Annotated in this window: 21 protein-coding genes and 1 pseudogene; 10 read left to right on the top strand and 12 right to left on the bottom strand. The window is 55.9% G+C overall.

Going from position 1 to position 25,489, the window contains the following annotated elements; all coding sequences use genetic code 11:
* Positions 1 to 99: 99 nt before the first annotated feature.
* Both ACN28Q_RS19025 and ypfM read left to right on the top strand, forming a co-directional pair.
* A complete protein-coding gene (locus ACN28Q_RS19025; RefSeq protein WP_095849095.1) occupies positions 100 to 312 on the top strand; it encodes a KTSC domain-containing protein in 213 nt (70 codons plus the stop codon).
* A gap of 553 nt (positions 313 to 865) precedes the next feature.
* Positions 866 to 925 (top strand): protein YpfM, encoded by a 60-nt coding sequence (ypfM, locus tag ACN28Q_RS19030; RefSeq protein WP_100396732.1) that lies wholly within the window; start codon positions 866 to 868, stop codon positions 923 to 925.
* Between the two features lie 159 nt (positions 926 to 1,084).
* Here the strand turns inward: ypfM and acrD are convergent, their stop codons facing one another.
* Positions 1,085 to 4,219, bottom strand: coding sequence for a multidrug efflux RND transporter permease AcrD (acrD, locus tag ACN28Q_RS19035; protein WP_095847784.1), 3,135 nt, complete (start codon positions 4,217 to 4,219; stop codon positions 1,085 to 1,087).
* Positions 4,220 to 4,467: 248 nt separating this feature from the next.
* Here acrD and ACN28Q_RS19040 point away from each other — a divergent pair, with 248 nt between their 5' ends.
* Complete coding sequence (locus ACN28Q_RS19040) at positions 4,468 to 4,746, top strand: winged helix-turn-helix domain-containing protein (protein ID WP_095847785.1); 279 nt, start codon at positions 4,468 to 4,470, stop codon at positions 4,744 to 4,746.
* 27 nt (positions 4,747 to 4,773) lie between these two features.
* On the opposite strand, the gene ACN28Q_RS19045 is transcribed toward ACN28Q_RS19040, so the two are convergent.
* Together ACN28Q_RS19045 and narQ are read right to left on the bottom strand one after the other, a co-directional pair.
* Positions 4,774 to 5,406 (bottom strand): response regulator, encoded by a 633-nt coding sequence (locus tag ACN28Q_RS19045; RefSeq protein ID WP_095847786.1) that lies wholly within the window; start codon positions 5,404 to 5,406, stop codon positions 4,774 to 4,776.
* Between the two features lie 194 nt (positions 5,407 to 5,600).
* Positions 5,601 to 7,288 (bottom strand): annotated as a pseudogene (gene narQ, locus ACN28Q_RS19050) (nitrate/nitrite two-component system sensor histidine kinase NarQ).
* Between the two features lie 387 nt (positions 7,289 to 7,675).
* On the opposite strand from narQ, the gene napD reads away from it, so the two are divergent.
* The 5 genes from napD (at position 7,676) to nudK (ending at position 12,227) form a co-directional block, all read left to right on the top strand.
* A complete protein-coding gene (napD, locus tag ACN28Q_RS19055) occupies positions 7,676 to 7,939 on the top strand; it encodes a chaperone NapD (RefSeq protein WP_095849096.1) in 264 nt (87 codons plus the stop codon).
* Positions 7,936 to 10,422, top strand: a complete 2,487-nt coding sequence (napA, locus tag ACN28Q_RS19060; RefSeq protein ID WP_095847787.1) for a nitrate reductase catalytic subunit NapA — start codon at positions 7,936 to 7,938, stop codon at positions 10,420 to 10,422. The genes napD and napA overlap by 4 nt, the downstream gene beginning before the upstream one ends.
* Positions 10,423 to 10,494: 72 nt before the next feature.
* A complete protein-coding gene (napB, locus tag ACN28Q_RS19065; RefSeq protein WP_095847788.1) occupies positions 10,495 to 10,944 on the top strand; it encodes a nitrate reductase cytochrome c-type subunit in 450 nt (149 codons plus the stop codon).
* 9 nt (positions 10,945 to 10,953) lie between these two features.
* Positions 10,954 to 11,565, top strand: a complete 612-nt coding sequence (gene napC / locus ACN28Q_RS19070; RefSeq protein WP_095847789.1) for a cytochrome c-type protein NapC — start codon at positions 10,954 to 10,956, stop codon at positions 11,563 to 11,565.
* A gap of 86 nt (positions 11,566 to 11,651) precedes the next feature.
* Positions 11,652 to 12,227: a GDP-mannose pyrophosphatase NudK gene (gene nudK / locus ACN28Q_RS19075; RefSeq protein ID WP_095847790.1), complete on the top strand. Its 576-nt coding sequence runs from the start codon at positions 11,652 to 11,654 to the stop codon at positions 12,225 to 12,227.
* 59 nt (positions 12,228 to 12,286) lie between these two features.
* Here nudK and tkt (ACN28Q_RS19080) read toward each other — a convergent pair whose 3' ends face one another.
* The 7 genes from tkt (ACN28Q_RS19080) to pdxA all read right to left on the bottom strand — a co-directional run bounded on the left by tkt (ACN28Q_RS19080) (position 12,287) and on the right by pdxA (position 20,025).
* Positions 12,287 to 14,293, bottom strand: coding sequence for a transketolase (gene tkt / locus ACN28Q_RS19080; protein WP_095847791.1), 2,007 nt, complete (start codon positions 14,291 to 14,293; stop codon positions 12,287 to 12,289).
* A 20-nt stretch (positions 14,294 to 14,313) separates the two neighbouring features.
* Positions 14,314 to 15,264: a transaldolase gene (gene tal, locus ACN28Q_RS19085; protein WP_095847792.1), complete on the bottom strand. Its 951-nt coding sequence runs from the start codon at positions 15,262 to 15,264 to the stop codon at positions 14,314 to 14,316.
* A 26-nt stretch (positions 15,265 to 15,290) separates the two neighbouring features.
* A complete protein-coding gene (gene rpiB / locus ACN28Q_RS19090) occupies positions 15,291 to 15,749 on the bottom strand; it encodes a ribose 5-phosphate isomerase B (RefSeq protein WP_095847793.1) in 459 nt (152 codons plus the stop codon).
* 28 nt (positions 15,750 to 15,777) lie between these two features.
* Positions 15,778 to 16,152: a PTS glucitol/sorbitol transporter subunit IIA gene (locus ACN28Q_RS19095; RefSeq protein ID WP_095847794.1), complete on the bottom strand. Its 375-nt coding sequence runs from the start codon at positions 16,150 to 16,152 to the stop codon at positions 15,778 to 15,780.
* Position 16,153: 1 nt separating this feature from the next.
* Positions 16,154 to 17,173 carry a 2-keto-3-deoxygluconate permease gene (locus tag ACN28Q_RS19100; RefSeq protein WP_095847795.1) on the bottom strand — a complete coding sequence of 340 codons (1,020 nt, stop codon included), beginning with the start codon at positions 17,171 to 17,173 and terminating at the stop codon, positions 16,154 to 16,156.
* Between the two features lie 90 nt (positions 17,174 to 17,263).
* Positions 17,264 to 18,982 (bottom strand): four-carbon acid sugar kinase family protein, encoded by a 1,719-nt coding sequence (locus ACN28Q_RS19105; protein ID WP_095847796.1) that lies wholly within the window; start codon positions 18,980 to 18,982, stop codon positions 17,264 to 17,266.
* 35 nt (positions 18,983 to 19,017) lie between these two features.
* On the bottom strand, positions 19,018 to 20,025 hold the full coding sequence (gene pdxA, locus ACN28Q_RS19110) for a 4-hydroxythreonine-4-phosphate dehydrogenase PdxA (RefSeq protein WP_095847797.1): 1,008 nt from the start codon (positions 20,023 to 20,025) through the stop codon (positions 19,018 to 19,020).
* Between the two features lie 249 nt (positions 20,026 to 20,274).
* Between pdxA and ACN28Q_RS19115 the strand changes: the two genes are divergently transcribed.
* Positions 20,275 to 21,069 carry a triose-phosphate isomerase gene (locus ACN28Q_RS19115; RefSeq protein WP_095847798.1) on the top strand — a complete coding sequence of 265 codons (795 nt, stop codon included), beginning with the start codon at positions 20,275 to 20,277 and terminating at the stop codon, positions 21,067 to 21,069.
* Between the two features lie 35 nt (positions 21,070 to 21,104).
* Entirely contained in the window at positions 21,105 to 22,067 is a 963-nt protein-coding gene (locus ACN28Q_RS19120) for a sugar-binding transcriptional regulator (RefSeq protein WP_095847799.1), read from the top strand.
* Between the two features lie 104 nt (positions 22,068 to 22,171).
* On the opposite strand, the gene tkt (ACN28Q_RS19125) is transcribed toward ACN28Q_RS19120, so the two are convergent.
* The gene (tkt, locus tag ACN28Q_RS19125; protein WP_095847800.1) at positions 22,172 to 24,163 is read right to left on the bottom strand and encodes a transketolase; all 1,992 of its coding nucleotides are present in this window, start codon (positions 24,161 to 24,163) and stop codon (positions 22,172 to 22,174) included.
* Between the two features lie 22 nt (positions 24,164 to 24,185).
* Positions 24,186 to 25,136 carry a transaldolase gene (gene tal / locus ACN28Q_RS19130; protein WP_095847801.1) on the bottom strand — a complete coding sequence of 317 codons (951 nt, stop codon included), beginning with the start codon at positions 25,134 to 25,136 and terminating at the stop codon, positions 24,186 to 24,188.
* Between the last annotated feature and the right edge of the window lie 353 nt (positions 25,137 to 25,489).

A 25,489-nucleotide genomic window follows, 5' to 3' on the forward strand; every position in this document is an offset into this window, starting at 1 on the left:
AAATGAATCTATTAACGCGTTTGGGCTGGCGGCCTGTGAAACAGGTGCCGGCCGTGAGCGGCAGTGTCTTTTTGGCAATTAAACTGGGAGAAAAAGCAATTGAAGCGGCAGCCTGTTTCGTCATCACGGATAATTTCTATAGGTTATGATCCAAAACGCAGCCTGCTGGAAATCGAATTTCGCGAACACGGAATTTACCAATACAGCGCGGTTCCTGAACGTATCTATAAAACCTTTCTTTCCGTGGTGTCCAAAGGCCGGTTTTTTGACGGTGTGATAAAAGACAAGTTCCACAGCCGCAAAGTGCGTTAGCGGCCTGCATATCTGTGCGCCATTGCCTGCGCGGGCCTGCGTTTTGCCCGGCAACGTGGCAAAGTTGCTCACCGGTCACAATTTGCCGATTTTTCCCCGGGATTCAGTGATCCCGATCGGCGTTATGCGCGCGTTTCAGGCATATAAAAAAAGCATCCGTTCGCGTGATAGCGATATACCCAAAATAATTCGAGTTGCAGGAAGGCGGCAACGCAGCGACAAATTCGTCAGGAACGAATTTGCCTGGCCTCTGGCCAGCCTCCGGTGAGTGACAAATCTGCCGGGAGCAGATTTGAACGCTGTTAGCAGCGGCCCCGAAGGGGAGAGGCCCAGGGATGGGCCGAGTAATCAAGCCAACACACCTGCAACTTGAAGTATGAAGGGGATAAGTTGATCGCAGAAGGGCATAGGGTGAATGACGGTATTAGCGATTAATCCGAAAATATGCGTTAACCCGCTATTCTGGGGTTGGCAACGTTCCCAAAAAGCTTCACCTGGTCAAAAAATAAGCGTAGAATTCGCAGCGTGTGATAATTGAGGTTGTAAATGCATCATGGTTGATCGTGAATTAGGTAACTGGAAAGACTTCATTGATGAGATGTTAGGTAACTGATTACCGGGTTAGGTTTATCGCCAGGCAAGCTGTACTGAGTCGTTCTCACCTGTGCCCCTACTCCGTTACGGTATGGCGGGCATGTTATGAAGTATCTTGAACGGGTCACCGTTCAAATAAAAAGCAGCACCTTCACCGGCGCTGCTTTTTTAATGCCAATTATTCGCCGCTGCTTTCAACCAACGGCGGCACGGCCTGTTTGCCCGGGAAACGCCGGCGAACCAGGACGAAGAACAGCGGCACGAAGAAGATCGCCAGCACGGTGGCGGAAATCATCCCGCCGATGACGCCGGTCCCTACGGCGTGCTGGCTGCCGGAACCTGCACCCTGGCTAAGCGCCATCGGCAGAACGCCGAAAATAAAGGCCAGCGAAGTCATCAGAATAGGGCGCAGGCGCATCCGCGAGGCCTCTAGCGTCGCCGCCGTCAGTTCCTTCCCTTTGTGGTGTAGTTCGTTGGCGAATTCGACGATCAGGATGGCGTTTTTCGCCGAAAGCCCAATGATGGTCAATAACCCCACCTGGAAGTAAACGTCGTTTTCCAGCCCGCGCAGCCAGGTGGCCACCAGCGCGCCAATCACCCCAAGCGGCACCACCAGCATCACCGCAAACGGGATTGACCAGCTTTCATACAATGCGGCCAGGCACAAGAACACCACCAGCAAAGAGAGCGCATACAGCGCCGGCGCCTGCGAGCCGGACAGCCGTTCCTGGTACGACATCGCCGACCATTCCAGGCCGAACCCAGCCGGCAGTTGGCTGACCAACTTCTCCATTTCCGCCATGGCGGTGCCGCTACTGGTGCCGCTGGCGGCTTCGCCGACGATCTCCAGCGATGAAGTGCCGTTATAGCGTTCCAGGCGTGGGGAGCCATACTCCCAGTGCGATGTGGCAAAGGCGGAGAACGGCACCATGCCGCCGGTGCTGTTGCGCACGTACCATTTGTAAACGTCATCCGGCAGCATGCGGAATGGAGCGGCGGACTGCACATACACCCGTTTCACCCGCCCGCGATCGACGAAGTCGTTGACGTAGGTGGAGCCCCAGGCAGTGGATAGCGTGTCGTTGATATCATCGATGCTGACGCCGAGCGCCTGCGCCTTGCGCTGATCGATATTGATTTGCAACTGCGGGCTATCGTCCAGGCCGTTATGGCGCACCCGTGAAAGCAGTGGGTTCTGGCCGGCGGCCTGCAACAGTTGATCGCGCGCCGCCATCAGCTTGGCGTGCCCCAGGCCGGCGTGATCTTCCAGTTCCATGGTAAAGCCGGATGAGTTCCCCAGCCCGTTAATGGCTGGTGGGCTGCTGGCAATGACGCGCGCTTCCTTAACGCTGTTGAGCGCCTTGGTCGCACGCTCGATCACGGCAAAGGAACTGCCTTCCGCCCCGCGTTCGCTCCAGTCCTTGAGGCGCACAAACATACGCGCCACGTTTTGCCCATTGCCGCCGGGGCCGGAGCCGATGATCGCGAACACCGAAACCACGTCCTGCTGTTCCTTGGTCATGAAATAGTGTTCAACTTTTTCGACAACCTTCAAGGTTTGCTGCTGGGTGGAACCTGCCGGCAGTTGCACCTGCACGCTGAACACGCCGCGATCTTCGTCCGGCAGGAATGAGGTGGGCAGTTTGATAAACAGCAGCGCCATCCCCCCAAGCAACAGCAGATAGAGCACCATATAGCGCAGGCTATGGTGCAGTATGCGTGCCACGCCGCGCTCGTAGCGCAGCGTATTGCGGTTGAACATGCGGTTAAACCAGCCGAAGAAGCCGCGTTTGCCGTGCTGTTGGCCCGCAGTGTGCGGCTTGAGCAACGTGGCGCACAGTGCCGGGGTGAGGATCATCGCCACCAGCACCGAGAGCACCATGGCGGCCACGATAGTAATTGAGAACTGGCGGTAAATCGCCCCGGTGGTGCCGCCGAAGAAGGCCATTGGGATGAATACGGCGGAAAGCACCATAGTGATACCGACCAGCGCACCCTGTATCTGGGCCATGGATTTACGGGTGGCTTCACGCGGCGGTAAGCCGTCTTCGCTCATTACGCGTTCAACGTTTTCCACCACCACGATGGCATCGTCCACCAACAGGCCGATGGCCAATACCATGGCGAACATGGTTAACGTATTGATACTGTAGCCAAATGCGGAAAGCACGGCGAAGGTGCCCAGCAGCACCACCGGCACGGCGATGGTTGGGATGAGCGTCGCGCGGAAGTTTTGCAGGAACAGGTACATCACCAGGAACACCAGCAGCACCGCTTCCAGCAGGGTTTTCACTACATCGCGGATAGAGGCTTTAACAAAAGGCGTGGTTTCATAAGCGATTTTGGCCTCTAGCCCGCGGGGAAAGTAGGGCTCAAGGGCGGCGATTCTTTCCTTCACCATCTGATCGGTTTGCATTTCATTGGCGCCGGAGGCCAGTTTGATGTTGATGCCGGCGGCGGGCATGCTGTTGTAGCGGCTGAGGTAGTTGTAGTTTTCAGCGCCCAGGCCAATGGTGGCGACATCCCCCAGCGTGACCATTGAACCATCCTGGTTAACCCGCAGGGTGATCTGGCGGAACTGCTCCGGGGTTTGCAACTGTGACTGCGCATTGATGGTGGCGTTAAGCGCCTGGTTGTCGACCGCCGGCGTGCCGCCCAGTTGCCCAACGGCAACCTGGCTATTCTGCGAGGTGATAGCGCTCACCACATCCTGCGTGGTGAGCTGGTAGCTGTTGAGCTTGTTGGGATCGAGCCAGATGCGCATTGCGTACTGGGAGCCAAACACATCGATGCTGCCGACGCCGTTAACGCGGCTGAGCGGATCCTGCACGTTGGAAACGATAAAGTCGGCGATATCCTGCCGGTCCATACTGCCGTCGGTGGAGACGAACGCCACCATCATCAGCGTGGTGTCGCCGGTTTTTGAAACGGTCACCCCTTGGTCCTGAACCGCCTGCGGCAGGCGCTTGAGCGCGGTTTGCAACTGGTTTTGCACCTGCTGCAAGGCTTCATTGGGGTTGGTGCCGGCTTCAAAGGTGAGGGTGACGGTGGCTTGCCCGGTGTTGGTGCCTTGCGATGCCATATACATCAGGTTATCGAGGCCGGTCATGTTTTGTTCGATAATCTGGGTGACGGTATTTTCCAGCGTTTGCGCCGAGGCGCCGGGGTAATTTGCCACGATTCGCACATTCGGTGGGGCGAGATCGGGATATTGTTCAACCGGCAACGAAAAAATCGCCAATGTGCCAGTCAGGCAAAGGATAATTGCCAGAACCCAGGCAAAAATCGGGCGATCGATAAAAAAATTGGCCATACAGCGCGAACCTCGTTGTGACTTGTTCTATCTTTAAGACGCATCAGGACTGCGTTCAAGTGTTAGCTGAAAGGATGCCGACAGTATGGCACTTTACCTGCCAGCTATAAGGAAAGCGTGGAGAAAAAATGGAGATAATGTAAATAACAGTAGGCTGCGCTTTACCAATTGTACTCACGAAATACAAAAAGCTACTGAATTTCCTTTCAATGGATTTATCTGGATGTTTTCAATAGCAGGAGCAGCGTATGGATATTAACCCGGTATTTGCCCGCCGCCTTTATTTGTGCTGGCTGATTAGCCACAGTGAAAGGCCCAATGTGCCGCGCCTGATGGCGCAGACCGGCTGGCCGCGGCGCACGCTGCAGGACACGCTAAAGGCCTTGCCGGGGCTTGGCGTCTCGCTGCGTTTTGTGCAGCAGGGCGTGCGCAATAACGACGGTTTTTACCAGTTGGACGATTGGGGCCCGCTTGATCCGCAGTGGGTGAGCCGATACCACCAACAGTTGCTGGCGGTTATCGGCTAACGGTTCCCCGGCAGGCCGGGGGGATCGTTATTGGTTTTTATACTCCAGATACATCACCGTGGCGGCGACCCGGGAGCGTACGTTCAGCTTGCGCAGCATATTGCGGATGTGCACCTTGACCGTTTCTTCGGAGATGTGCAACTGCACGGCAACCTGCTTGTTCGACATCCCGCGCGCCACTTCTTGCAGCACGTCCAGTTCACGTTCAGTCAGTTCGGCAAAGGGATTGCTCTGTTCACTGCGCGAAGAGAGGTAGTCCGCGATGGCTTCGCTGATGATATTCTGGCCGCCCGCCGCTGCGCGGATATCCACTAATAACTGTTCCGGTTCGCTGTCTTTTAGCAGATAGCCGTCGGCGCCGGCGTCGATCAGCGCATACAGATCGCTGCGCGCATCCGAGACGGTCAGCACGATGATCCGCGCGTCAACGCCTTCATTGCGCAATGCCTTTAGCGTGTCCAGCCCGGAAAGGCCCTTCATGTTCAGATCAAGCAGCACCACATCAGGCTCATGTTGCAATACCATGGCAATCGCCTCGGTGCCGTTGCTGGCTTCCGCCACGATGTTGAATGCCGGATCCAACCCCAGTAACTGTTTGATACCGCGGCGCATCAGTGGATGATCGTCGACGATAACCACCTTGTAGTTTTTCATTACCATGAAATTTCTCCCTGTAGCCGATAAAGCCACTCAAATGTAATGTCAACACCCTACTAGGGCGCCGCCTGTAGGCCTTGCTCCAATAGGGCTATTCCGTTTAGCCAAGACTAACCCGTTACCGGTATTCTTGGTAGCGGTGTGTATCATTCCCCAGCCTTGATTGCCATTGCCTTTTATCCACCTGGCGGCATCAATTACCCAGAAGGGGGTAGGGTGAGCCGAATTTCCGTTCCCCCTGGCGCACGGCGTTGAATCAGCAGTTTTCCCCCCAGCCGGGCGGCCCGCTCACTCATGATAGTCAGCCCATAATGGCCCTCCGGTTCTTCCAGGCTGGCGATGCCGCAACCGTCATCGCTGATGGTGATGATGTTGCTGCCGTTCGCGTCCACGGCGCAGCGGATGGCAATCACTTGCGCATTGGCGTGTTTGATCGCATTGAGTACCGCCTCGCGAACGATCTGCAGCGCGTGCACCTGCTGCTGGGCATTGAGCGCCTGCGAAGGGATCAGGCAATCCAGCATGATTCGGGCCTGTGTCCGTTCCTTTAGCGGCGCCAGCAGTTGGCGCAGGGCGGTATGCAGATCGGCGGCCTGAATGCTGAGGCGGAAGTCGCCAGCAGTTCACGCAACTGGCGGTAGGCATCGGCCAACGCCCGATCAAAATCGGCGATGATGCCCTGCGCCTGCGGCGAACAGGCAGCGAGTTCGCGTTTGAGCATGGTCAACTGGATGCGCAGGAAAGTCAGCGCCTGCGCCAGTGAATCGTGCAGTTCACGGGCGATGGTGGCGCGCTCTTCCATCAGCAAAAATTGCATATGCTGTTTTTGTGCGCGGTTGAAATACAGCCCGCGGCTCAGCATGTTCGCCACGCTTTGCATCAGGTGCGGGTGCGGTGGCTGCTGCCGGGTTTGCCAGCACAGTTGGCCCACCGGTTTACCGTCCTGCTCGATGCACTGCTGCTGCCAATCCTGCCCCGCCAGTGGGGAGCCGCTGGTTAACCGCCAGGGGCTAGGCGTGCCTTCCACCTCCAGGCGGATGCAGCGCAGATGCTCGCTTTTACGCACAATCTGCAAAATTTGCTCAAAGGCTCGCTGTTCGATGTGCCCGGTGCTCAGCGCCTGCGAGCAGTGGTAAAGCACCTCCAGCGTGCGGTTAACCTGCTGCAACCGTTCGGTTTTTTCCTGTACCTTGTGCTCCAGCGACTGATAAAGCCTGGCCAGTTCGTCCGACATGGCGTTGAAGGCCTGCGACAGCACGCCCAGTTCATTGGGCAGTGCCACCTCAAGCGGCGGGTAGTTGAAATCCCGTTGCTGCATGCGCTGGCTGGCGTCGACCAGCCGTTTTAGCGGCGTCACCACCTGGCGGCGCATCACGCGCAGGCAAAACAGCGCCAGGCCAATGATGGCGATATAGCCCATCACGCTGATGGCGGCCACGATGGTCAGCTTCAATTCCGAATAGTGCTGCAGCGTGAAAACAAAGCTATCGATGCGCGCGACGTAATCGGCAACGTTCTGTTGGTAGTCTTCCGGGTGGCCGGCGATGATTTTCTCGGCCAGCGGCTGCCAGGTATGACGCAGCGCTTGGTATTTTTGCCGTACCTCTTCAGGCACGTAAAAACGCTCCAGCTTCAGTAACGCCGGGGCTTGCAGGGATTGCTGATATTGCGCCAGATGCTGCGGCAGTTGCTTCGGGCTATTGGTGATGTCATAGGCCAGGCGATAGCTTTGCATCCGCAGCGAGCCGGCAATGTTGACCGCTTCGGCATCGCTCAGGCTGCCAGCAACGGTGGTCAGCGCCAGCCCGGTTGAGAGGAGCGAAAGCGCCACAATGCTGAACAGCGTTTTGGCCAGGCTTCGGGTCAGGGAGCGTTTAACAAACACGCAGGCGTCCTTTTTATTTATAGTGGCTGCGCCGGCGTATGCGCCAGCGGCATGTCCACTATTATCACTTTTGCTACCCCCCATCACCGCGATATGCATCAAGCAATTGGCGCGCGGGGGATTAAAATAACCGCTATATATTCAAATAAATAACGGTGCGCCGTTTTTTGTACGCCGCACGATGCGCGAATGGTCGACAGAGTTTGATCTGGCGCAAGCTACTCTTTGTTTACCTCTTAATGGGGATTATCTACCCCTACCTTCAACGCCTATTTTAACCCCATCCATTCAATGGATTTTATTAAAAAAAAATAACCAATGCCGTTTTGGTCAATCGCCGCGCCGTGGGTTGCCCAGCCGGTGGGCCAGCGCAACAGGGTGAAAATAATGAACGATGGATGGCATGTCAGCGGGTTGGTGGTTCAGGCCCGGCCGGAGAAGGTCGCACGGCTGATCCCGGCGCTGCTGGCGATCCCCGGCACAGAAATCCCGGCCACGGATGCCGGGCAAGGCAAACTGGCGGTCGTCATGCAGGCGGCGGATGCCCGCGCGCTATTGGATCGCATTGAGTCGGCACGCAATCTGGACGGGGTGCTGGCGGTATCGCTGGTGTATCACCAGTTGGATGAGCAAGGTGAGGTAACGCCATGAAACTCAGTCGTCGCGATTTCATGAAGGCCAATGCGGCGCTGGCGGCGGCCACGGCCGCGGGGCTGGTTATTCCCACCGTCGCGCAGGCGGTGGCGGGCGGGGCGGATGAGCTTAAATGGGATAAAGCGCCTTGCCGCTTCTGCGGCACCGGCTGCGGCGTGCTGGTCGGCACGCAGAACGGCCGTATCGTGGCCTCGCAGGGCGATCCGGATGCGCCGGTCAACCGCGGCCTGAACTGCATCAAGGGCTATTTCCTGCCCAAGATCCTGTATGGCAAGGATCGCCTCACCCAACCGTTGTTGCGCATGACCCAGGGGCAGTATGACAAGGAAGGTGAGTTCACGCCGATCGGGTGGGAACAGGCGTTCGACATCATGGCTGAAAAGTTCAAAACGGCGCTGCAGACCAAAGGGCCGGGGTCGGTTGGTATGTTTGGCTCAGGCCAATGGACCATCTGGGAAGGGTATGCCGCCGCCAAGCTGTTCAAAGCCGGCTTCCGCTCGAACAATATCGATCCCAACGCGCGCCACTGTATGGCATCGGCGGTGGTGGGGCTGATGCGCACCTTCGGCATGGATGAGCCGATGGGCTGCTACGCAGACATTGAGCACGCCGACGCCTTTGTGCTCTGGGGCTCCAACATGGCCGAGATGCACCCGGTGCTGTGGTCGCGCATCGCCAGCCGCCGCCTGGGCAACGATCATGTCCGCGTTGCCGTGCTTTCCACTTTTGAACACCGCAGCTTCGAGCTGGCGGATAACGCCATGGTGTTCACCCCGCAAACCGATTTGGCGATCATGAACTATATCGCCAACTACATCATTCAACACAACGCGGTCGATCAGGATTTTCTGCGCCGGCATGTCAATATCCGCCAGGGCGTTACCGACATCGGCTACGGGCTACGGCCGACGCACCCATTGGAAAAGGCGGCGAAGAATCCGGGTAGCGACGCCTCCGAGCCGATGAGCTTTGAAGCCTACAAGGCCTTTGTGGCGGAATACACCCTGGAGAAAACCGCGGCGATGAGCGGCGTGCCGAAGGATCAGTTGGAAGCGCTGGCCAGGCTGTATGCCGATCCGAACATCAAGGTGGTTTCGTACTGGACGATGGGCTTTAACCAGCATACGCGCGGCGTTTGGGCCAATAACCTGTGCTACAACCTGCACCTGCTGACCGGCAAAATCGCCCGGCCGGGCTGCGGGCCGTTCTCGCTGACCGGCCAACCTTCCGCCTGCGGCACCACGCGTGAAGTCGGCACCTTCGCGCACCGGCTGCCTGCCGACATGGTGGTGACTAACGAAAAGCACCGCCAGATCGCGGAGCAGAAATGGCGCGTGCCGGCCGGCACCATTCCGGGCGAGGTGGGGCTGCATGCGATCGCGCAGGATCGGGCGCTGAAAGACGGCACGCTCAACGTGTATTGGGTGATGTGCAATAACAATATGCAGGCCGGCCCCAACATTACCGAAGAGCGAATGCCGGGCTGGCGCGATCCGCGCAACTTCGTGGTGGTGTCCGATCCTTACCCCACCGTGAGCGCGTTGTCGGCTGATTTGATCCTGCCCACCGCCATGTGGGTGGAAAAAGAGGGCGCCTATGGCAACGGTGAACGGCGAACCCACTTCTGGCGCCAACAGGTGAAGGCGCCCGGCGCGGCAAAATCCGATCTCTGGCAACTGGTGGCGTTCTCCAAACGTTTCCGCACCGATGAGGTGTGGCCGGCAGAGCTACTGGCGCAAAATCCGCAGTACCGCGGCAAAACGTTGTATGAGGTACTGTTCGCCAACGGCGTGGTGGATCAATTCGGCCTGGATGAACTGCCGGCGGAACAGTTGAACGACGAGGCGCGCGATTTCGGCTACTACATCCAGAAGGGGCTATTTGAGGAATACGCCGGTTTTGGGCGCGGCCACGGGCATGATTTGGCGCCGTTCGATACCTATCACCAGTCGCGCGGCCTGTGCTGGCCGGTGGTGGACGGCAAGGAAACCCTGTGGCGCTACCGCGAAGGCTTTGATCCCTACGTGAAGGCCGGCGAAACGCTGCGCTTTTACGGCAAACCGGATGGGAAAGCGGTGATCTTCGCGCTGCCTTTTGAGCCGGCGGCGGAAAGCCCGGATCGGGAATACGATCTGTGGCTGTCTACCGGCCGCGTGCTGGAGCACTGGCACACCGGCACCATGACGCGCCGCGTGCCCGAGCTGCACCGCGCCTTCCCGCAGGCGGTGGTGTTTATCCATCCGCTGGATGCCCAGGATCGCAACCTGCGCCGCGGCGAGCGCGTCAAGGTGATTTCACGCCGTGGCGCCGTGGTGAGCATCATCGAAACCCGCGGGCGCAACCGCCCGCCGCGTGGGCTGGTGTATATGCCGTTTTTTGATGCGGCGCAGTTGGTCAATAGTTTGACGCTGGACGCCACCGATCCGTTATCGAAAGAAACCGACTTTAAAAAATGTGCCGTGAAGCTGGAGAAAGCTTAGTTCACTTCGTCCGCCTGGCTGGCGGGCAACGGCACTCAATAAAAATAGCGTGTGATTGCTCTGGAGCAAAAAATGACGGGGAATGTCCTGAAAAAATGGTGGGCTGCGGGGGGCGTGCTGTTATCGCTGGCGGCGGTTGGCTTCGCCCTGGCGGCCAACGGCGTCGATCTGGGCGCATCGCCGGAGGTTGCCGGCACGGCCGAAGGGCAGATTATACAACCCAGGCAGCAAGCGCGGATGGCGCTGAACTACGTTAACCAGCCGCCGTTGATCCCACATGGCGTTGATGGCTATCAAATCACCCGCAACACCAACCGTTGCCTGCAGTGCCATGACATTGCGCATTATCGCAATACCGGCGCACCGCGCATCAGCCCGACGCACTTTATGGACAGCGATGGCAAGATGCTGGGCGAGGTGGCGCCACGCCGCTACTTTTGCCTGCAGTGCCACGTGACGCAAACGGATGCCGCGCCGATTGTCGGCAACACGTTTGAGCCGCTGCCGGGTTTTGGCAAGTAAGGAGTCACCATGGTGCAACATAGCGGAAATGACAAAAAAGCCGGGCCGCTGAGCCGGCTGTGGTGCTGGTGGTGGCGGCCAAGCCGCCTGGCGTTGGGCACGCTGCTGCTGATGGGCTTTGGCGCCGGCATCCTGTTCTGGGGCGGTTTTAATACCGGCATGGAGGCGGCGAATACCGAGGCATTCTGCATTAGCTGCCATGAAATGCGCGATAACGTCTATGAAGAATATCTCGGCACCATACACTACAGCAACCGCAGCGGTGTGCGGGCAACCTGCCCAGATTGCCACGTTCCCCATGAGTGGGGGCCGAAGATGCTGCGAAAAATCAAGGCCAGTAAGGAACTGTACGCCAAGGCCATTGGCCTGATCGATACGCCGCAGAAATTCGAGCAGCACCGGCTGGCGATGGCCAGCAACGAATGGGCGCGCATGCAGGCCAATGGTTCCCAGGAATGCCGTAACTGCCACAACTTCGATAACATGGACTTCAGCGCACAGAAAACCGTGGCGGCGCAAATGCACCAGCAGGCCATCAGCGCCGGGCAAACCTGCATCGACTGCCATAAGGGCATTGCGCACAAGCTGCCGGATATGCGTAACGTGCCGAATGGTTTTTGAGCGGCGGGCTTTTGCCATGATTGGCTTGGCGCAGGGCGGGGGAATCGCGCTATGATTCCTGTGTTGTCGCCAACGGAAGAGAGCCCATGTCTGCAAAAATCGAGAATGTGAAGAAAGAGCTGCTGTCGGATAACTGGTATGTGCTGAATAAATATACCTTTGATTTGAAACGCAAGAATGGCGGTTCCGTTCAGCAGGTGCGTGAAGTTTACGATCGTGGCAACGGTGCAACCATTTTGTTGTACAACCGCGAGCGGGGCACGGTGGTGCTGACCAATCAGTTCCGTATGCCGACCTACGTCAATGGCAACCAGAGCGGTATGTTGCTGGAAGCCTGCGCCGGGCTGTTGGACGGCGATTCCCCCGAGTGGTGCGCGCGCCGTGAAGCCGCCGAGGAAACCGGGTTCCAGGTGGCGAGCGCGAAGAAAGTCTTTGAAGCCTATATGTCGCCGGGCGGCGTTACCGAGCTTATCCATTTCTTTATCGCCGAATACCAGGACAACGAACGCCGCACTTCAGGCGGGGGCATTGAAGATGAAGATATCGAGGTGGTTGAATTGCCGTTCAGCGAAGCGTTGGCGATGATCGACGATGGGCGGATTAAGGACGGCAAAACCATTATGCTGCTGCAGTATCTGCAAATTCACCAGATTATGGCGTAGCCACGCCGGTGCCCCTTTACCCCGCCTGAGGAACGGCAGGGTAAAGGGGGGTTGTGTGCTTATTTCAATAACGCTTTCGCTTTGGCGACCACGTTTTCTACCGTAAAGCCAAACTCTTTGAACAGCAGATCCGCCGGCGCCGACTCACCGAAGGTGGTCATGCCCACGACCGCGCCGTTCAGGCCCACGTACTTGTACCAGTAGTCTGCGATACCTGCTTCCACCGCCACCCGCGCGCTGACCGCCGCCGGCAGCACCGCTTCGCGGTAGGCCGCATCCTGTTTGTCGAACGCATCGGTCGACGGCATGGAGACCACGCGCACCCGGCGCCCTGCCGCCGTCAGTTGCTCATAGGCGGCAACCGCCAGTTCCACTTCCGAACCGGTGGCGATCAGGATCAGCTCCGGCTGCCCGTCGCTGTCTTTCAGCACGTAGCCGCCGCGGTATACGTTGGCCAGCTGTTCGGCTGTGCGCGGCTGCTGGGCCAGGTTCTGGCGCGAGAAAATCAGCGCCGTCGGGCCGTCGTTGCGCTCGATGCCGTACTGCCAGGCCACCGCCGATTCCACCTGGTCGCACGGGCGCCAGGTGCTCATGTTCGGCGTCACCCGCAGGCTGGCCAGCTGCTCGACCGGCTGGTGGGTCGGGCCGTCTTCGCCCAGGCCGATGGAATCGTGGGTGTAGACAAACACGTTGCGCAGCTTCATCAGCGCCGCCATGCGCACCGCGTTGCGGGCATATTCCACAAACATCAGGAAGGTGGCCGAATACGGCAGGAAACCGCCGTGCAGCGCAATGCCGTTGGTGATGGCGGTCATGCCGAACTCGCGCACCCCGTAGTGGATGTAGTTGCCGGCCAGGTCTTCGTTGATGGCTTTGGAGCCGGACCACATCGTCAGGTTGCTTGGCGCCAGGTCGGCGGAGCCGCCGAGGAACTCCGGCAGCACCTTGCCGAACGCTTCCAGCGTATTCTGCGAGGCCTTGCGGCTGGCGATACTGGCCGGGTTGGCCTGCAGTTTTTCCACAAAGGCTTTGGCGTCCGCCTGCCAGCTGGCCGGCAGTTCACCGCTCATGCGGCGTTTGAACTCGGCGGCCTGTTCCGGGAAGGCTTGCGCATAGGCGGCGAATTTGGCGTTCCAGGCGGCTTCACGGGCCTTGCCGGCTTCTTTGGCGTCCCACTGGGCGTAGATGTCCTGCGGGATAACGAACGGCGGATAATTCCAGCCCAGTTTTTCACGGGTGGCGGCCACTTCGGCATCGCCCAGCGGGGCGCCGTGCGCATCGTGCGAGCCGGCCTTGTTCGGCGACCCGAAGCCAATCACGGTCTTGCACATCAGCAGCGACGGCTTGTCGGTCACCTGGCGGGCTTCTTCAATCGCCGCCTTGATGGCTGCGCTGTCGTGGCCGTCCACGCCGCGCACCACGTGCCAGCCGTAGGCTTCAAAACGTTTGGCGGTGTCGTCGGTGAACCAGCCGTCGATGTGGCCGTCGATGGAGATGCCGTTGTCATCATAGAAGGCGGTCAGCTTGCCGAGCTTGAGGGTGCCGGCCAGCGAGCAGACTTCGTGGGAGATACCTTCCATCATGCAGCCGTCGCCCATGAACACGTAGGTGTGGTGGTCGACGATGTCATGGCCCGGGCGGTTGAACTGCGCCGCCAGAGTACGTTCGGCAATGGCGAAGCCCACGCCGTTGGCGATGCCCTGGCCCAGCGGGCCGGTGGTGGTTTCCACGCCCGGGGTATAGCCGTATTCCGGGTGGCCCGGGGTTTTGGAGTGCAGCTGGCGGAAGTTTTCCAGCTCGCTCATCGGCAGGTCATAACCGGTGAGGTGCAGCAGGCTGTAAATCAGCATCGAGCCGTGGCCGTTGGAGAGCACGAAGCGGTCGCGGTCGGCCCAGTGTGGGTTGGCGGGGTTATGGTTAAGGTAATCACGCCACAGGACTTCGGCGATGTCCGCCATCCCCATAGGCGCGCCCGGGTGGCCGGATTTTGCTTTTTGCACGGCGTCCATAGAGAGGGTTCTTAACGCGTTTGCACACAAGCGCCTTTGTTGTTTTACGATGTTCATGGATTATCCTTATGTGCGTTTTACAGCATCTGACGAACCATCTCTTCCAGTTTGATCTGATCGGCGGCGAACAGGCGAATACCTTCTGCTAATTTATCCACTGCCATCGGATCCTGATGATGCTGCCACAGAAATTCCGCCTGGGTCATCGGATTGGGACGCGTTTCGCTTACGCAGCCAGGTTTAAGTTTGCGGGGTAACGGTTCATCACAAGCGGCTAACGCATCCAGTAGCGCGGGCGAAATGGTCAGGCGATCGCAGCCGGCTAGCGCCAGGATTTGTTCCTTTCGTCTGAAGCTGGCGCCCATAACCACCGTCTCGTAACCATGTGATTTATAATACTGGTAAATTGCACAGACGGATTTCGTGCCGGGATCATTGTTGGCCGAATAGTCGGCGAGCGGCTGGTGCTTCTGATACCAGTCATAAATACGCCCGACAAACGGCGAAATAAGGAAAACCCCGGCTTCCGCACAGGCGCGTGCCTGCGCGAACGAGAACAGTAATGTCAAATTGCAATTGATACCACTTTGCTCCAGCTCTTCCGCTGCGCGGATCCCCTCCCATGTTGCTGCCAGTTTGATCAGAATTCGCGCGGGAGCGATGCCATTCTGCTGATATAGGTGAATCAGTTTGCGAGCGCGGGAGACACACATTCCTCTGTCCCAGGCAAAACGGGCGTCTACTTCAGTAGAAATGCGGCCCGGCACGTGGCGCAACACTTCTGTTCCAATATCTACCGCTACCTGATCGCAGGCATTAATCAGCTGAGTTTCAGCATTACCGCCCTGGCGGCGTGCTTTGCCGATCGCATTTACGATCAGATCCTGATATTGCGGCAATTGCGCCGCTTTAAGAACCAACGAAGGGTTGGTCGTTGCGTCCTGAGGTGAGTATTTTTTAATTGAATTGATATCGCCGGTGTCGGCAACGACCACGGTAAATTGTTTTAACGCTTCCAACTGATTCATACCATTTTCCTCTTTCCGTCGGCCGTTTAGTTTTTAGCATGTTGATTTTGGTAGTAATCGATACGCTCCACCTTCGGGGTGGACGTGCCACCTTCGTATTCTGCATCCAGCCAGGCTTGAATGATCTTTTTGGCCAGTTCCGGCCCTATGACACGAGCACCGAGGGTAATAATCTGTGCATTATTGCTTTTACGCGCTCTTTCTGCGGAGAAGGTATCGTGGCATAAAGCCGCGCGGATGCCGGGTACTTTATTCGCGACAATGCTCATGCCAATTCCCGTACCACAAATTAAAATACCTCGATCGTGCTCTCCCTGTTTTACTGCCATTGCAAGCTCATGGGCGATGTCGGGGTAGTAGCGTGCATGCTGGCGTTTATCACTGCTGTAATCCACGATGCCAATATTGTGCTCGGTCAAATAATTGACGAGGACATCACGAAAGGCATAGGCTGCATCATCTGCACCAATAGCAATTTTTTTCATAACGGTTCCTTAAATTATCAATACATATTTAATTCACTGCATCATAGAAAGAGATTCTGTCGCCGACCTGTATATCTCTCGGTGGTATACCTGAAAGGTGGACAGTGCCCGGTAGTTCAGGCGCAACGGCCGCATCAAAACTCAAGGTAATATGGCCAAGCTGTTTTAAGTTGACGGTTGCTACATCGCCAACGGCCGTGATTGGGTAAATTACTTCATTTGTTTTCATAACCTGGCCAGGATTGAGTTCTGCTAACAATTCTCCACGGTGATGAGTGGCACAGTACATCGCAATATCTGCGGGCACAGGTTCAGCAAAAAGAATTAATTTATTCTCCTGTAGGTAGTTAGCGACATATTTACCCACAGAACTTATCTGCAGATAATACAGCAACTGTGGCATGCTATTTATCTCCTTTTGTTGTCCGTGGCGTCAAGCTCCCGGCTTTATCGTTTATATCCCCTTTATTATTCACCGGTAGCTGGGCTCGCTGTTTAAGACGTTTGTCGAACCAGGCAACCAATATGGGCGCAGTTAACATGGTGATGATGCTTGCCGTAGCCAACTGGGCCGTTGCCGCATCGACAAAAACAGAAAGTGAGGTGTCCGCCTGCGCCACCATCGCTGGTGTCAACGCAGAACTGGCGGCGGTGGTGCCCAATGCCGCACCCAATGCGGTTTTCTTTTTAAGAAACAGGTTGTAAAGAAAGTAAAATAAAATGCCGGTCAGTGCGGAAATAATGCCAAGCACAATTCCGGAAAGGCCGGCGGTAAATACCGTACTAATGCTGGAGTTGGCGCCGATGGCAAATGACATAATGATGATAATCAGCGGCTGGGCCGAGGTGCACAGCTGTTTAAAACGATCATCCAGATTTCCCCATAGCATACCAATCAGTAGTGGGATCAGCATGGAGAGTAACGCGGCAAACGGGATATTGGCCAATCCGCTCACGCCAAGAACCATCATAGTGACAAAAGGGCCGTCCTTTATGCAAAATACCGAAATGGCCCCCGCATCGCTGGCATCACCATAGTTACTGCATAGTGCGATATACAGTGAGCTATTAGAGCTTGTCAGGCAGGCGATCAGCGCTAACGTTGAGATACCGAGGAAACCTGTCGCACCGAAAAATGTTCCTGCTGCCCATACGGCCAGCGCGCCAGCTAAACATTTTAGACATAATAGCACTGCCCCCTTATATAAGGGTAAACCGGCTTGTCGAATATTTATTGATGTACCGCAAATGAGTAGAAATATCCCCATCATTGCACTTGACCCGGCTTTAAACAAGGCGGTGGTAGGGCCGCCTATGGTCAATGCCTGAGGGAGAAATGTATTGATGAGTATGGCTGCAATCAATGGGATGATAATAAGACCGCCTGGTACCTTGTTCATTTTGTCGAAAATATTAATATTCATAGGGCAACTCATGTATTGGATGTAGAAATGAAACGACGTAATACATTCCAGACGACAACTACGTCGTTGAGTTTGTTTTGTTGTTTTTGATTATTTTTGAGACTCTTTATAAATGTGTTCGATAATAGTGGTAATAATATCTTCAGGGCCTGTTAATCCACCTTTGCCGACACAGATTACTCCAGCATATTCTCCGCCAATAATCCTTACCATGTCGGTTTGTGGAATCACATAATCAATCATTTCGATTCCGGTTGCCCCTAACTCTTTAAGCACATTGACCATTGTGTCGCCGCCGGTCATATAGAGCCCTTTTATTTTACTGGATGAACAGCGCAAGACTTCACGGACGATACTGCCTAATCCTTTATTGATGTTTTCCGCCGCCTTGCCATGTGATAATCCAAACCGTTTTTCTTCTTCACTCAAGTTAAGCAAGCGTCCGGTTAATGCCGATTCGAAAACAAAAAGCGCATCCTGTTGTTCCGAGATAGACTGCTGTGCAAGGCGTACAACGCGATTTATTTCAATTTCAGCGGCATTTTCTCTATCTACCAGCAACTCGGCATCAACCGGAATGTGGCATACTCGATCATCATGGTCGATCAAATACTGTAATTGCTTTTTTGTCACCGGCGTCGCGCTGCCAGCGATGAGCAGGATAGAGCCGCGTTGGTTTTCTTTGGCTTGCTGAGCCAGTGCAGCCTTCCGCGGTTCGCGCATTAATCCTCGCCGCATGGCAAGCCGCTCGGTAAAAGGGCCGGGATCAACGGCAAGTACATTCCAGTTGAGCGTAACGACGGCGCTGGCGACGGCGTCCACGTCTTCAATGGTAATTGCATCAACCACGATGACCCGTACACCACGCTGCTGCTGTTCTTGCAGATCCTGTTGAATTTGCTGTTCACCTTTCATCACCGAAGTTAATGCGATATGGCCAACCTGATGATGTGTTTGTGCTGCCAGCAAGCCTGGCACCCAGGATTCCGTGACTGGCGTGCGTACATCGTGCGCAACATCTGTTCGTGATAGCGCAACGGAGTCAATTACTGAATAGCCCCCCACCAGGATCCGCCGCGATTGCGGCATGGCAGGCACAACAATCGCCACCGTTTCCAGCGGTAACAATGCCAGCATCGCATCAATTTCAAAACCGATACCGCCGCGCAATGTGGTATCAATGCGTTTGGTAAAGTAATGAGCGCCGTGGGCTTTCAGTTGCTTCATTGCTGCGCTCACCTGTTGTTGCGCTTCCGCTTTCGGCAAAGAGCGGCTATCGCTACTAACTACCATTGCCGGATAATCAATCTCATTACAGGAAAGCGATTCGGTATCGAAAAACGCCGCTGTTTTTAGGCCGCTGTGCGCAAGCAAAACGCCTACCGTTGTTGCGCCGGTTAAATCGTCGGCAACGATGCCCAGTTTCCCGCCTTCGCCCTGCGGCCAGACCATTTCAATACAGGCAGGCGTGACGCCAGAGACATAAATATCTTCACGGATATATTCTGCCAACGGCCCACTCTTTCCGGTTGGATGCAGGTTCACCGTGGGGATTCCGCGTTTAGGATATAGCCCGCAGCGCAACGTGCCGCCACAGTCGATCACCACCAGCCCAATTTCCTCTTCCGGCGGCTCGCCATATTTGAACACGTCAACAGATGGCCAGCCGGTAAGTTCACTTAAGCGCTCCACCACAGGGGGGCAAAACCCGCCGGTAATGTAAGCTATCTTTTTTTCCCGGCTGATATCGATTGCCAGTGGCCCGCCCCAGCCCTTACAGCCTTTACTGATCAACAGATGTTTTTCCATATCTCTGTCCCTCATATGCGCTTCGACGTCAGCGATTAGTGATGTTTCATCTTCCAGTAACGTGCCGCTACCAGCGTGGACTCAAGCATACTGACGGTTCCAGCCTTACCGGTGCCGGCGATATCGAAAGCGGTGCCGTGATCGACGGAACTGCGCATAAACGGTAGGCCGAAGGTAATCGTGATAGAGCGTTCAAAATCGAGCGTTTTGCAGGCGATGTGTCCCTGATCGTGGTAGAGAGACAAAATGGCATCGTAATTGCCCAGTTTCCCCAGGTGGAAAACAGAGTCGGCTGGGACTGGCCCAACGGCATTAATTCCCTGTTCCTGCGCGGCTTTCACTGCCGGAATCAGGTTGTCGGCCTCTTCGTGACCAAACAGACCGTTATCAGAACCATGTGGGTTGAGCGCTGCGACTGCAATACGAGGATTGTTGATATTCAGCGCGGTAAATTCATGGTGGATCTGTTGTACGCAGGCCAAAACGCGTTCTTTATTGGCGTAGTCGCAGGCATCTTTCAATGCCATGTGGCGGCTGACAAAAAATACGCGCAGGTTATGGACATGGAACATGGTCAAACCGTAATCGGAATGTGTTTCCGTTTGGTAAATTTCGGTATGCCCTGGCAATTTACATCCTGCCAGCTTGATTGCCTCTTTGTGAATCGGTGCGGTGGACACCACGTCAATCACCCCGGCCATCCCTAACTCGATCGACTTCATCACATAGTCCAGCGACATTTTGCCCGCGAGTTGCTGAACCTTACCCCATTCAATGCTTTCGCAGTCATATTCGCCGGTTTCCAGTACATCCAACGTTCCCCAACGAAATAGTGCCTGCTTGGGATGGGTTATGTGATGAATGGGAAAGTCGCAACCCATAATCTTCATTGCTCTTTTAATAATCGGGACGGAGCCGATCAAAAAGGGTTTGCACTCGTCGTAAACGCTTTTATCCATCATGGTAGCGATCGTAATTTCCGGGCCGATCCCAGCAGGATCGCCAATAGTGATTGCTACAACGGGTTTTTTCTCTTGCGGCATCGTAGACCTCTCTTTAGTAGAAAATGCGTTTTGTTCATGTGTTCACATTGATATCATATGATCAAAACATTACTCTATGGTCAGAAAACCATCGGTGATTCAGGTCACATAAAAATAGCCAACTGATTATTTTTTGAAAAAATGTGATCTAACATATGTTCATTGCCTGATAAAAAGATCAAAAGCTTGAAATTAGAAGGCCTGTTATCACAGGTAACGTATTGAATTTATTGATATGGAGACCAGGATATGAAGCAAGTTTGGTTGGGAACCAGTTGGAAAATGAACAAACCGTTGTCTGATGCGATAGCATGGTGCGAAACGCTGGCCGAACAGCTACCGGCGCAGCTTCACCCACGTATTCAGCCTTTTTTTATTCCCCCTTTTACCGCAATTCACGCCGTCAGCTGTTTTCTGCAAGCGCGGCAGCTCCCTTGCCTGATTGGCGCGCAGAATGTGCATGAAGCAGAGAGCGGCGCCTGGACCGGCGAGATTTCCGCCAGCATGCTGGTGGAGGCGGGGGCGGCCTTGGTGGAACTGGGGCATTCCGAGCGCCGGGCGGCATTCAATGAGACAGATGCGGCAATTAATAAAAAGGTACATACGGTTTTGCGTCATGGTTTACGCCCTCTGGTTTGTATTGGTGACAGTGCCGATGAAAAACATTGGCAGGTGTCGCGCGAAACGGTGATTCGTCAGATGAAAATTGCGTTGCACGGCTTAACGGTTGAGCAGGCATTACAGACGTTGGTCGCCTATGAACCCGTATGGGCTATTGGTGAGCATGGCGTCCCGGCTACGCAAGAAGAGGCCAGCGAAATTCACCAGGCATTACGTCAGGCGTTGTGCGAAATGTTTGGGGAAAGCGCAGGTCAGCAAATTCCCTTGCTCTATGGTGGGAGTGTCAATGCGGGCAATGCCATCGCATTGTTGGAACAGCCTGATATTGATGGATTATTCATCGGCCGTGCCGCATGGGATGCAGCCGGTTATTGCAATATTGTGCAACGCGTTAAGCAGGAATTTATTCTTAAAACGCTGTAGCATTAAGGAGATATCAGAAATGGAAACGCAAAGCGATGATTGAACAAGACGCCGATTATGAACTTCTTACCGAAATTGCCGTGGCCTATTATGACCAGGAGCTGACTCAGGAAGAGATTGCGCAACGTTTTGGTATTTCGCGTATTAAAGTCAGCAGGTTGCTAAAGAAAGCTCGCATGGAAGGGATTGTCGAGATCAATGTAAAATACCACCCGGTATTTAGTTCGCAAATTGAGCAGCAATTCATTTCAAATTTTGGTATCAAACGCGCGTTAATCGCACTCGACCATCATGATGAAGATGAGCAACGCCAGCAGGTAGCGGCACTGGTCAGTAATTACCTGTCGGGGATCCTGAAAAATGGCATGACCGTAACGGTCGGTCAGGGAAGGAACGTTGCCGCTGTGGCGAATCATGTAGGCATTTTTCCGGAACGTAATTGTCGCTTTATCTGCGGCATTGGCGGTACCAAGCGTGATAACCAGTTGATTGATGCCGACCATATCTGTCGGAATCTGGCGCGTAAATTTAACGGCTTTAACGAGACGCTATATTCCCCGGCATATGTTGAGACGCCGGAACTGCGCACGGCATTTATGCAAAATCGGCTGATTCAAGCCACGTTGGAGCAGGCGAGCAAAGCGGATATCGCCCTTATCGGGCTGGGTGATATGAATGAAAACAGCTTTATGGTGCAACTGGGGTGGTTCTCGCCGCAGGAGATTATTACCGCTCGGCAGGAACAGGGCGTCGTCGGTGATTTGGCCGGGTATAGTTTCTTTAATATTCAGGGCAAGCCGGTAGATACCGTGATGAACGATCGCGTCATTGGCTTGAGTTTGGAACAGTTGCGTTCAATTCCATGTGTTATTGCCATTGCTTCGGAAAGTACTAAAGCCACGGCGATACTCGGTGCACTTCGCTCTGGGGTTATCGACGTACTGGCTACCAGTGCCTCAAATGCCCGCACCGTCATCAATTTGCAAAAGGCGCTCTGAATCTGCATGTCTTATTGGTTATGCGCGATTCTGAAAGTAGAAGGGATACCCGTTATTTGCTCCCGATGAGCAAAGGTATCCCTTTTATTTAGACGTGGCCGTAATTACAGCAGTTTTTTCGCTTTGGCGACCACGTTTTCTACCGTAATGCCAAATTCTTTGAACAGCAGATCCGCCGGCGCCGATTCACCGAAGGTGGTCATGCCCACGACCGCACCGTTCAGGCCCACGTACTTGTACCAGTAGTCCGCGATACCTGCTTCCACCGCCACCCGCGCGCTGACCGCCGCCGGCAGCACCGCTTCACGGTAGGCCGCATCCTGCTTGTCGAACGCATCGGTGGACGGCATGGAAACCACGCGCACCCGGCGCCCTGTCGCCGTCAGTTGCTCATAGGCGGCAACCGCCAGTTCCACTTCCGAACCGGTGGCGATCAGGATCAGCTCCGGCTGCCCGTCGCTGTCTTTCAGCACGTAGCCGCCGCGGTATACGTTGGCCAGTTGTTCCGCCGTGCGCGGCTGCTGGGCCAGGTTTTGGCGCGAGAAAATCAGCGCCGTCGGGCCGTCGTTGCGCTCGATACCGTACTGCCAGGCCACCGCTGATTCCACCTGGTCGCACGGGCGCCAGGTGCTCATGTTCGGCGTCACCCGCAGGCTGGCCAACTGCTCGACCGGCTGGTGGGTCGGGCCGTCTTCACCCAGGCCGATGGAATCGTGGGTGTAGACAAACACGTTGCGCAGCTTCATCAGCGCCGCCATGCGCACCGCGTTGCGGGCATATTCCACAAACATCAGGAAGGTGGCCGAGTACGGCAGGAAACCGCCGTGCAGCGCAATGCCGTTGGTGATGGCGGTCATGCCGAACTCGCGCACCCCGTAGTGGATGTAGTTGCCGGCCAGGTCTTCGTTGATGGCTTTGGAGCCGGACCACATCGTCAGGTTGCTTGGTGCCAGGTCGGCGGAGCCGCCGAGGAACTCCGGCAGCACCTTGCCGAACGCTTCCAGCGTATTCTGCGAGGCCTTGCGGCTGGCGATGCTGGCCGGGTTGGCCTGCAGTTTTTCCACAAAGGCTTTGGCGTCCGCCTGCCAGCTGGCCGGCAGCTCGCCGCTCATGCGGCGTTTGAACTCGGCGGCCTGTTCCGGGAAGGCTTGCGCATAGGCGGCGAATTTGGCGTTCCAGGCGGCTTCACGGGCCTTGCCGGCTTCTTTGGCGTCCCACTGGGCGTAGATGTCCTGCGGGATAACGAACGGCGGATAATTCCAGCCCAGTTTTTCACGGGTGGCGGCCACTTCGGCATCGCCCAGTGGGGCGCCGTGCGCATCGTGCGAGCCGGCCTTGTTCGGCGACCCGAAGCCAATCACGGTCTTGCACATCAGCAGCGACGGCTTGTCGGTCACCTGGCGGGCTTCTTCAATCGCCGCCTTGATGGCTGCGCTGTCGTGGCCGTCCACGCCGCGCACCACGTGCCAGCCGTAGGCTTCAAAACGTTTGGCGGTGTCGTCGGTGAACCAGCCGTCGATGTGGCCGTCGATAGAGATGCCGTTGTCATCGTAGAAGGCGGTCAGCTTGCCGAGCTTGAGTGTGCCGGCCAGCGAGCAGACTTCGTGGGAGATACCTTCCATCATGCAGCCGTCGCCCATGAACACGTAGGTGTGGTGGTCGACGATGTCATGGCCCGGGCGGTTGAACTGCGCCGCCAGGGTGCGTTCGGCGATGGCGAAGCCGACGCCATTGGCGATGCCCTGGCCCAGCGGCCCGGTGGTGGTTTCCACGCCTGGGGTGTAGCCGTATTCCGGGTGGCCCGGGGTTCTGGAATGCAACTGGCGGAAGTTTTCCAGCTCGCTCATCGGCAGGTCGTAGCCGGTGAGGTGCAGCAGGCTGTAAATCAGCATCGAGCCGTGGCCGTTGGAGAGCACGAAGCGGTCGCGGTCGGCCCAGTGCGGGTTGGTGGGGTTATGGTTAAGGTAATCACGCCACAGGACTTCGGCGATGTCCGCCATTCCCATAGGCGCGCCCGGGTGGCCGGATTTTGCTTTTTGCACGGCGTCCATGCTAAGTGCGCGGATCGCGTTGGCAAGGTCTTTACGTGAAGGCATAACGGTATAGTGCTCCAGATAATTACAGTTCAGCGGCCAGCATGTCTTCCAGCTTCTGTTGATCGACGGCGAACAGGCGGATGCCTTCGGCCAGTTTGTCTACTGCCATCGCGTCCTGGTTGTGCAGCCAGCGGAACTCGGCTTCAGACAGCGGCGCCGGCTGGTGGAAGCCTTCTTCGGACGGGCTTAGCTTGCGCTCGATAGGAGCTTCGCTCTGTTTCAACTGCTCCAGCAGGTTCGGTGAAATGGTCAGGCGATCGCAGCCGGCCAGTGCCAGGATTTGCTCTACGCGGCGGAAACTGGCGCCCATGATCACCGTCTGGTAACGGTGCTGTTTATAGTATTCATAAATGGTGCGCACCGATTTCACGCCCGGATCCTGCTCGGCGTCGTAGCTGGCCGCCGGCTGTTTGGCATGGTACCAGTCGTAGATACGGCCAACGAACGGCGAGATAAGGTACACGCCGGCTTCCGCACAGGCGCGCGCCTGGGCAAAGGAGAACAGTAGCGTCAGGTTGGTGTTGATGCCTTCTTTTTCCAGCTCTTCGGCAGCCTTAATACCTTCCCAGGTGGAGGCCAGTTTGATCAGAATGCGTGATTTGTCGATGCCCTGTTGCTGATACAGGCTAATCAGCTTGCGCGCCTTGGTGACACACATACCGCGATCGAAGGACAGGCGGGCGTCTACCTCGGTTGAAATACGGCCCGGCACGCTTTTTAGGATCTCAACCCCGATGTTGACGGCCAGTTTGTCGCTGGCGTTGACCAGTTGGGTTTCCTTGCTGCCGCCCTGTTGGTGCGCATAGCCCAGCGCCTCGGTGATCAATGACTTGTACTGCGGCAGGGCGGCGGCTTTCAGAATCAGCGACGGGTTGGTGGTGGCGTCTTCCGGGGTGAACTGGCGGATCGACTCAATATCACCGCTGTCGGCAACCACAACCGTTAACTTTTTTAGTGCGTCTAATTGGTTCATCTTTGGGCTCCTTGACCAACATCAATGTAGGGAAATAAGAATTCTTTTCATCACAGGCAGAACACACTGCCTTATCAGCCAGGCAAATAAAATGCGCTTTTTCTGATTATTGTGATGGATAAGAACAATGGGATACCACACATTGTAGCCGGGATCTGCGATCCCTGGACCATAACCGCACGCTGGCGGCTGGCACAGCAGCCGCAACGTGATAAATAATCTGGATTAAATATACTCATCTCTGTGCTACACGCCGCCAAATGAACCTGTGAAAATAAACGATGGCAGAAGATTTTATATTTCTTCTGTGGGGTTTTTATCGGCCGCTATTGTGCTTCGCCATCGCAAAAATA

Origin of the sequence: Gibbsiella quercinecans (assembly GCF_002291425.1) — a bacterium.
GTDB classification, from domain to species: Bacteria; Pseudomonadota; Gammaproteobacteria; order Enterobacterales; family Enterobacteriaceae; genus Gibbsiella; species Gibbsiella quercinecans.

Coding starts and splice junctions, on each gene's coding strand:
- ACN28Q_RS19115 (WP_095847798.1), top strand. CDS start 20,275: ATGAAGCAAGTTTGGTTGGGAACCAGTTGGAAAATGAACAAACCGTTG.
- ACN28Q_RS19105 (WP_095847796.1), bottom strand. CDS start 18,982: ATGGAAAAACATCTGTTGATCAGTAAAGGCTGTAAGGGCTGGGGCGGG.
- ACN28Q_RS19120 (WP_095847799.1), top strand. CDS start 21,105: ATGATTGAACAAGACGCCGATTATGAACTTCTTACCGAAATTGCCGTG.
- tal (WP_095847792.1), bottom strand. CDS start 15,264: ATGAATCAGTTGGAAGCGTTAAAACAATTTACCGTGGTCGTTGCCGAC.
- ACN28Q_RS19095 (WP_095847794.1), bottom strand. CDS start 16,152: ATGCCACAGTTGCTGTATTATCTGCAGATAAGTTCTGTGGGTAAATAT.
- nudK (WP_095847790.1), top strand. CDS start 11,652: ATGTCTGCAAAAATCGAGAATGTGAAGAAAGAGCTGCTGTCGGATAAC.
- ACN28Q_RS19040 (WP_095847785.1), top strand. CDS start 4,468: ATGGATATTAACCCGGTATTTGCCCGCCGCCTTTATTTGTGCTGGCTG.
- tal (WP_095847801.1), bottom strand. CDS start 25,136: ATGAACCAATTAGACGCACTAAAAAAGTTAACGGTTGTGGTTGCCGAC.
- napA (WP_095847787.1), top strand. CDS start 7,936: ATGAAACTCAGTCGTCGCGATTTCATGAAGGCCAATGCGGCGCTGGCG.
- napC (WP_095847789.1), top strand. CDS start 10,954: ATGGTGCAACATAGCGGAAATGACAAAAAAGCCGGGCCGCTGAGCCGG.
- pdxA (WP_095847797.1), bottom strand. CDS start 20,025: ATGCCGCAAGAGAAAAAACCCGTTGTAGCAATCACTATTGGCGATCCT.
- tkt (WP_095847800.1), bottom strand. CDS start 24,163: ATGCCTTCACGTAAAGACCTTGCCAACGCGATCCGCGCACTTAGCATG.
- acrD (WP_095847784.1), bottom strand. CDS start 4,219: ATGGCCAATTTTTTTATCGATCGCCCGATTTTTGCCTGGGTTCTGGCA.
- ACN28Q_RS19100 (WP_095847795.1), bottom strand. CDS start 17,173: ATGAATATTAATATTTTCGACAAAATGAACAAGGTACCAGGCGGTCTT.
- tkt (WP_095847791.1), bottom strand. CDS start 14,293: ATGAACATCGTAAAACAACAAAGGCGCTTGTGTGCAAACGCGTTAAGA.
- ACN28Q_RS19045 (WP_095847786.1), bottom strand. CDS start 5,406: ATGGTAATGAAAAACTACAAGGTGGTTATCGTCGACGATCATCCACTG.
- rpiB (WP_095847793.1), bottom strand. CDS start 15,749: ATGAAAAAAATTGCTATTGGTGCAGATGATGCAGCCTATGCCTTTCGT.
- napD (WP_095849096.1), top strand. CDS start 7,676: ATGAACGATGGATGGCATGTCAGCGGGTTGGTGGTTCAGGCCCGGCCG.
- napB (WP_095847788.1), top strand. CDS start 10,495: ATGACGGGGAATGTCCTGAAAAAATGGTGGGCTGCGGGGGGCGTGCTG.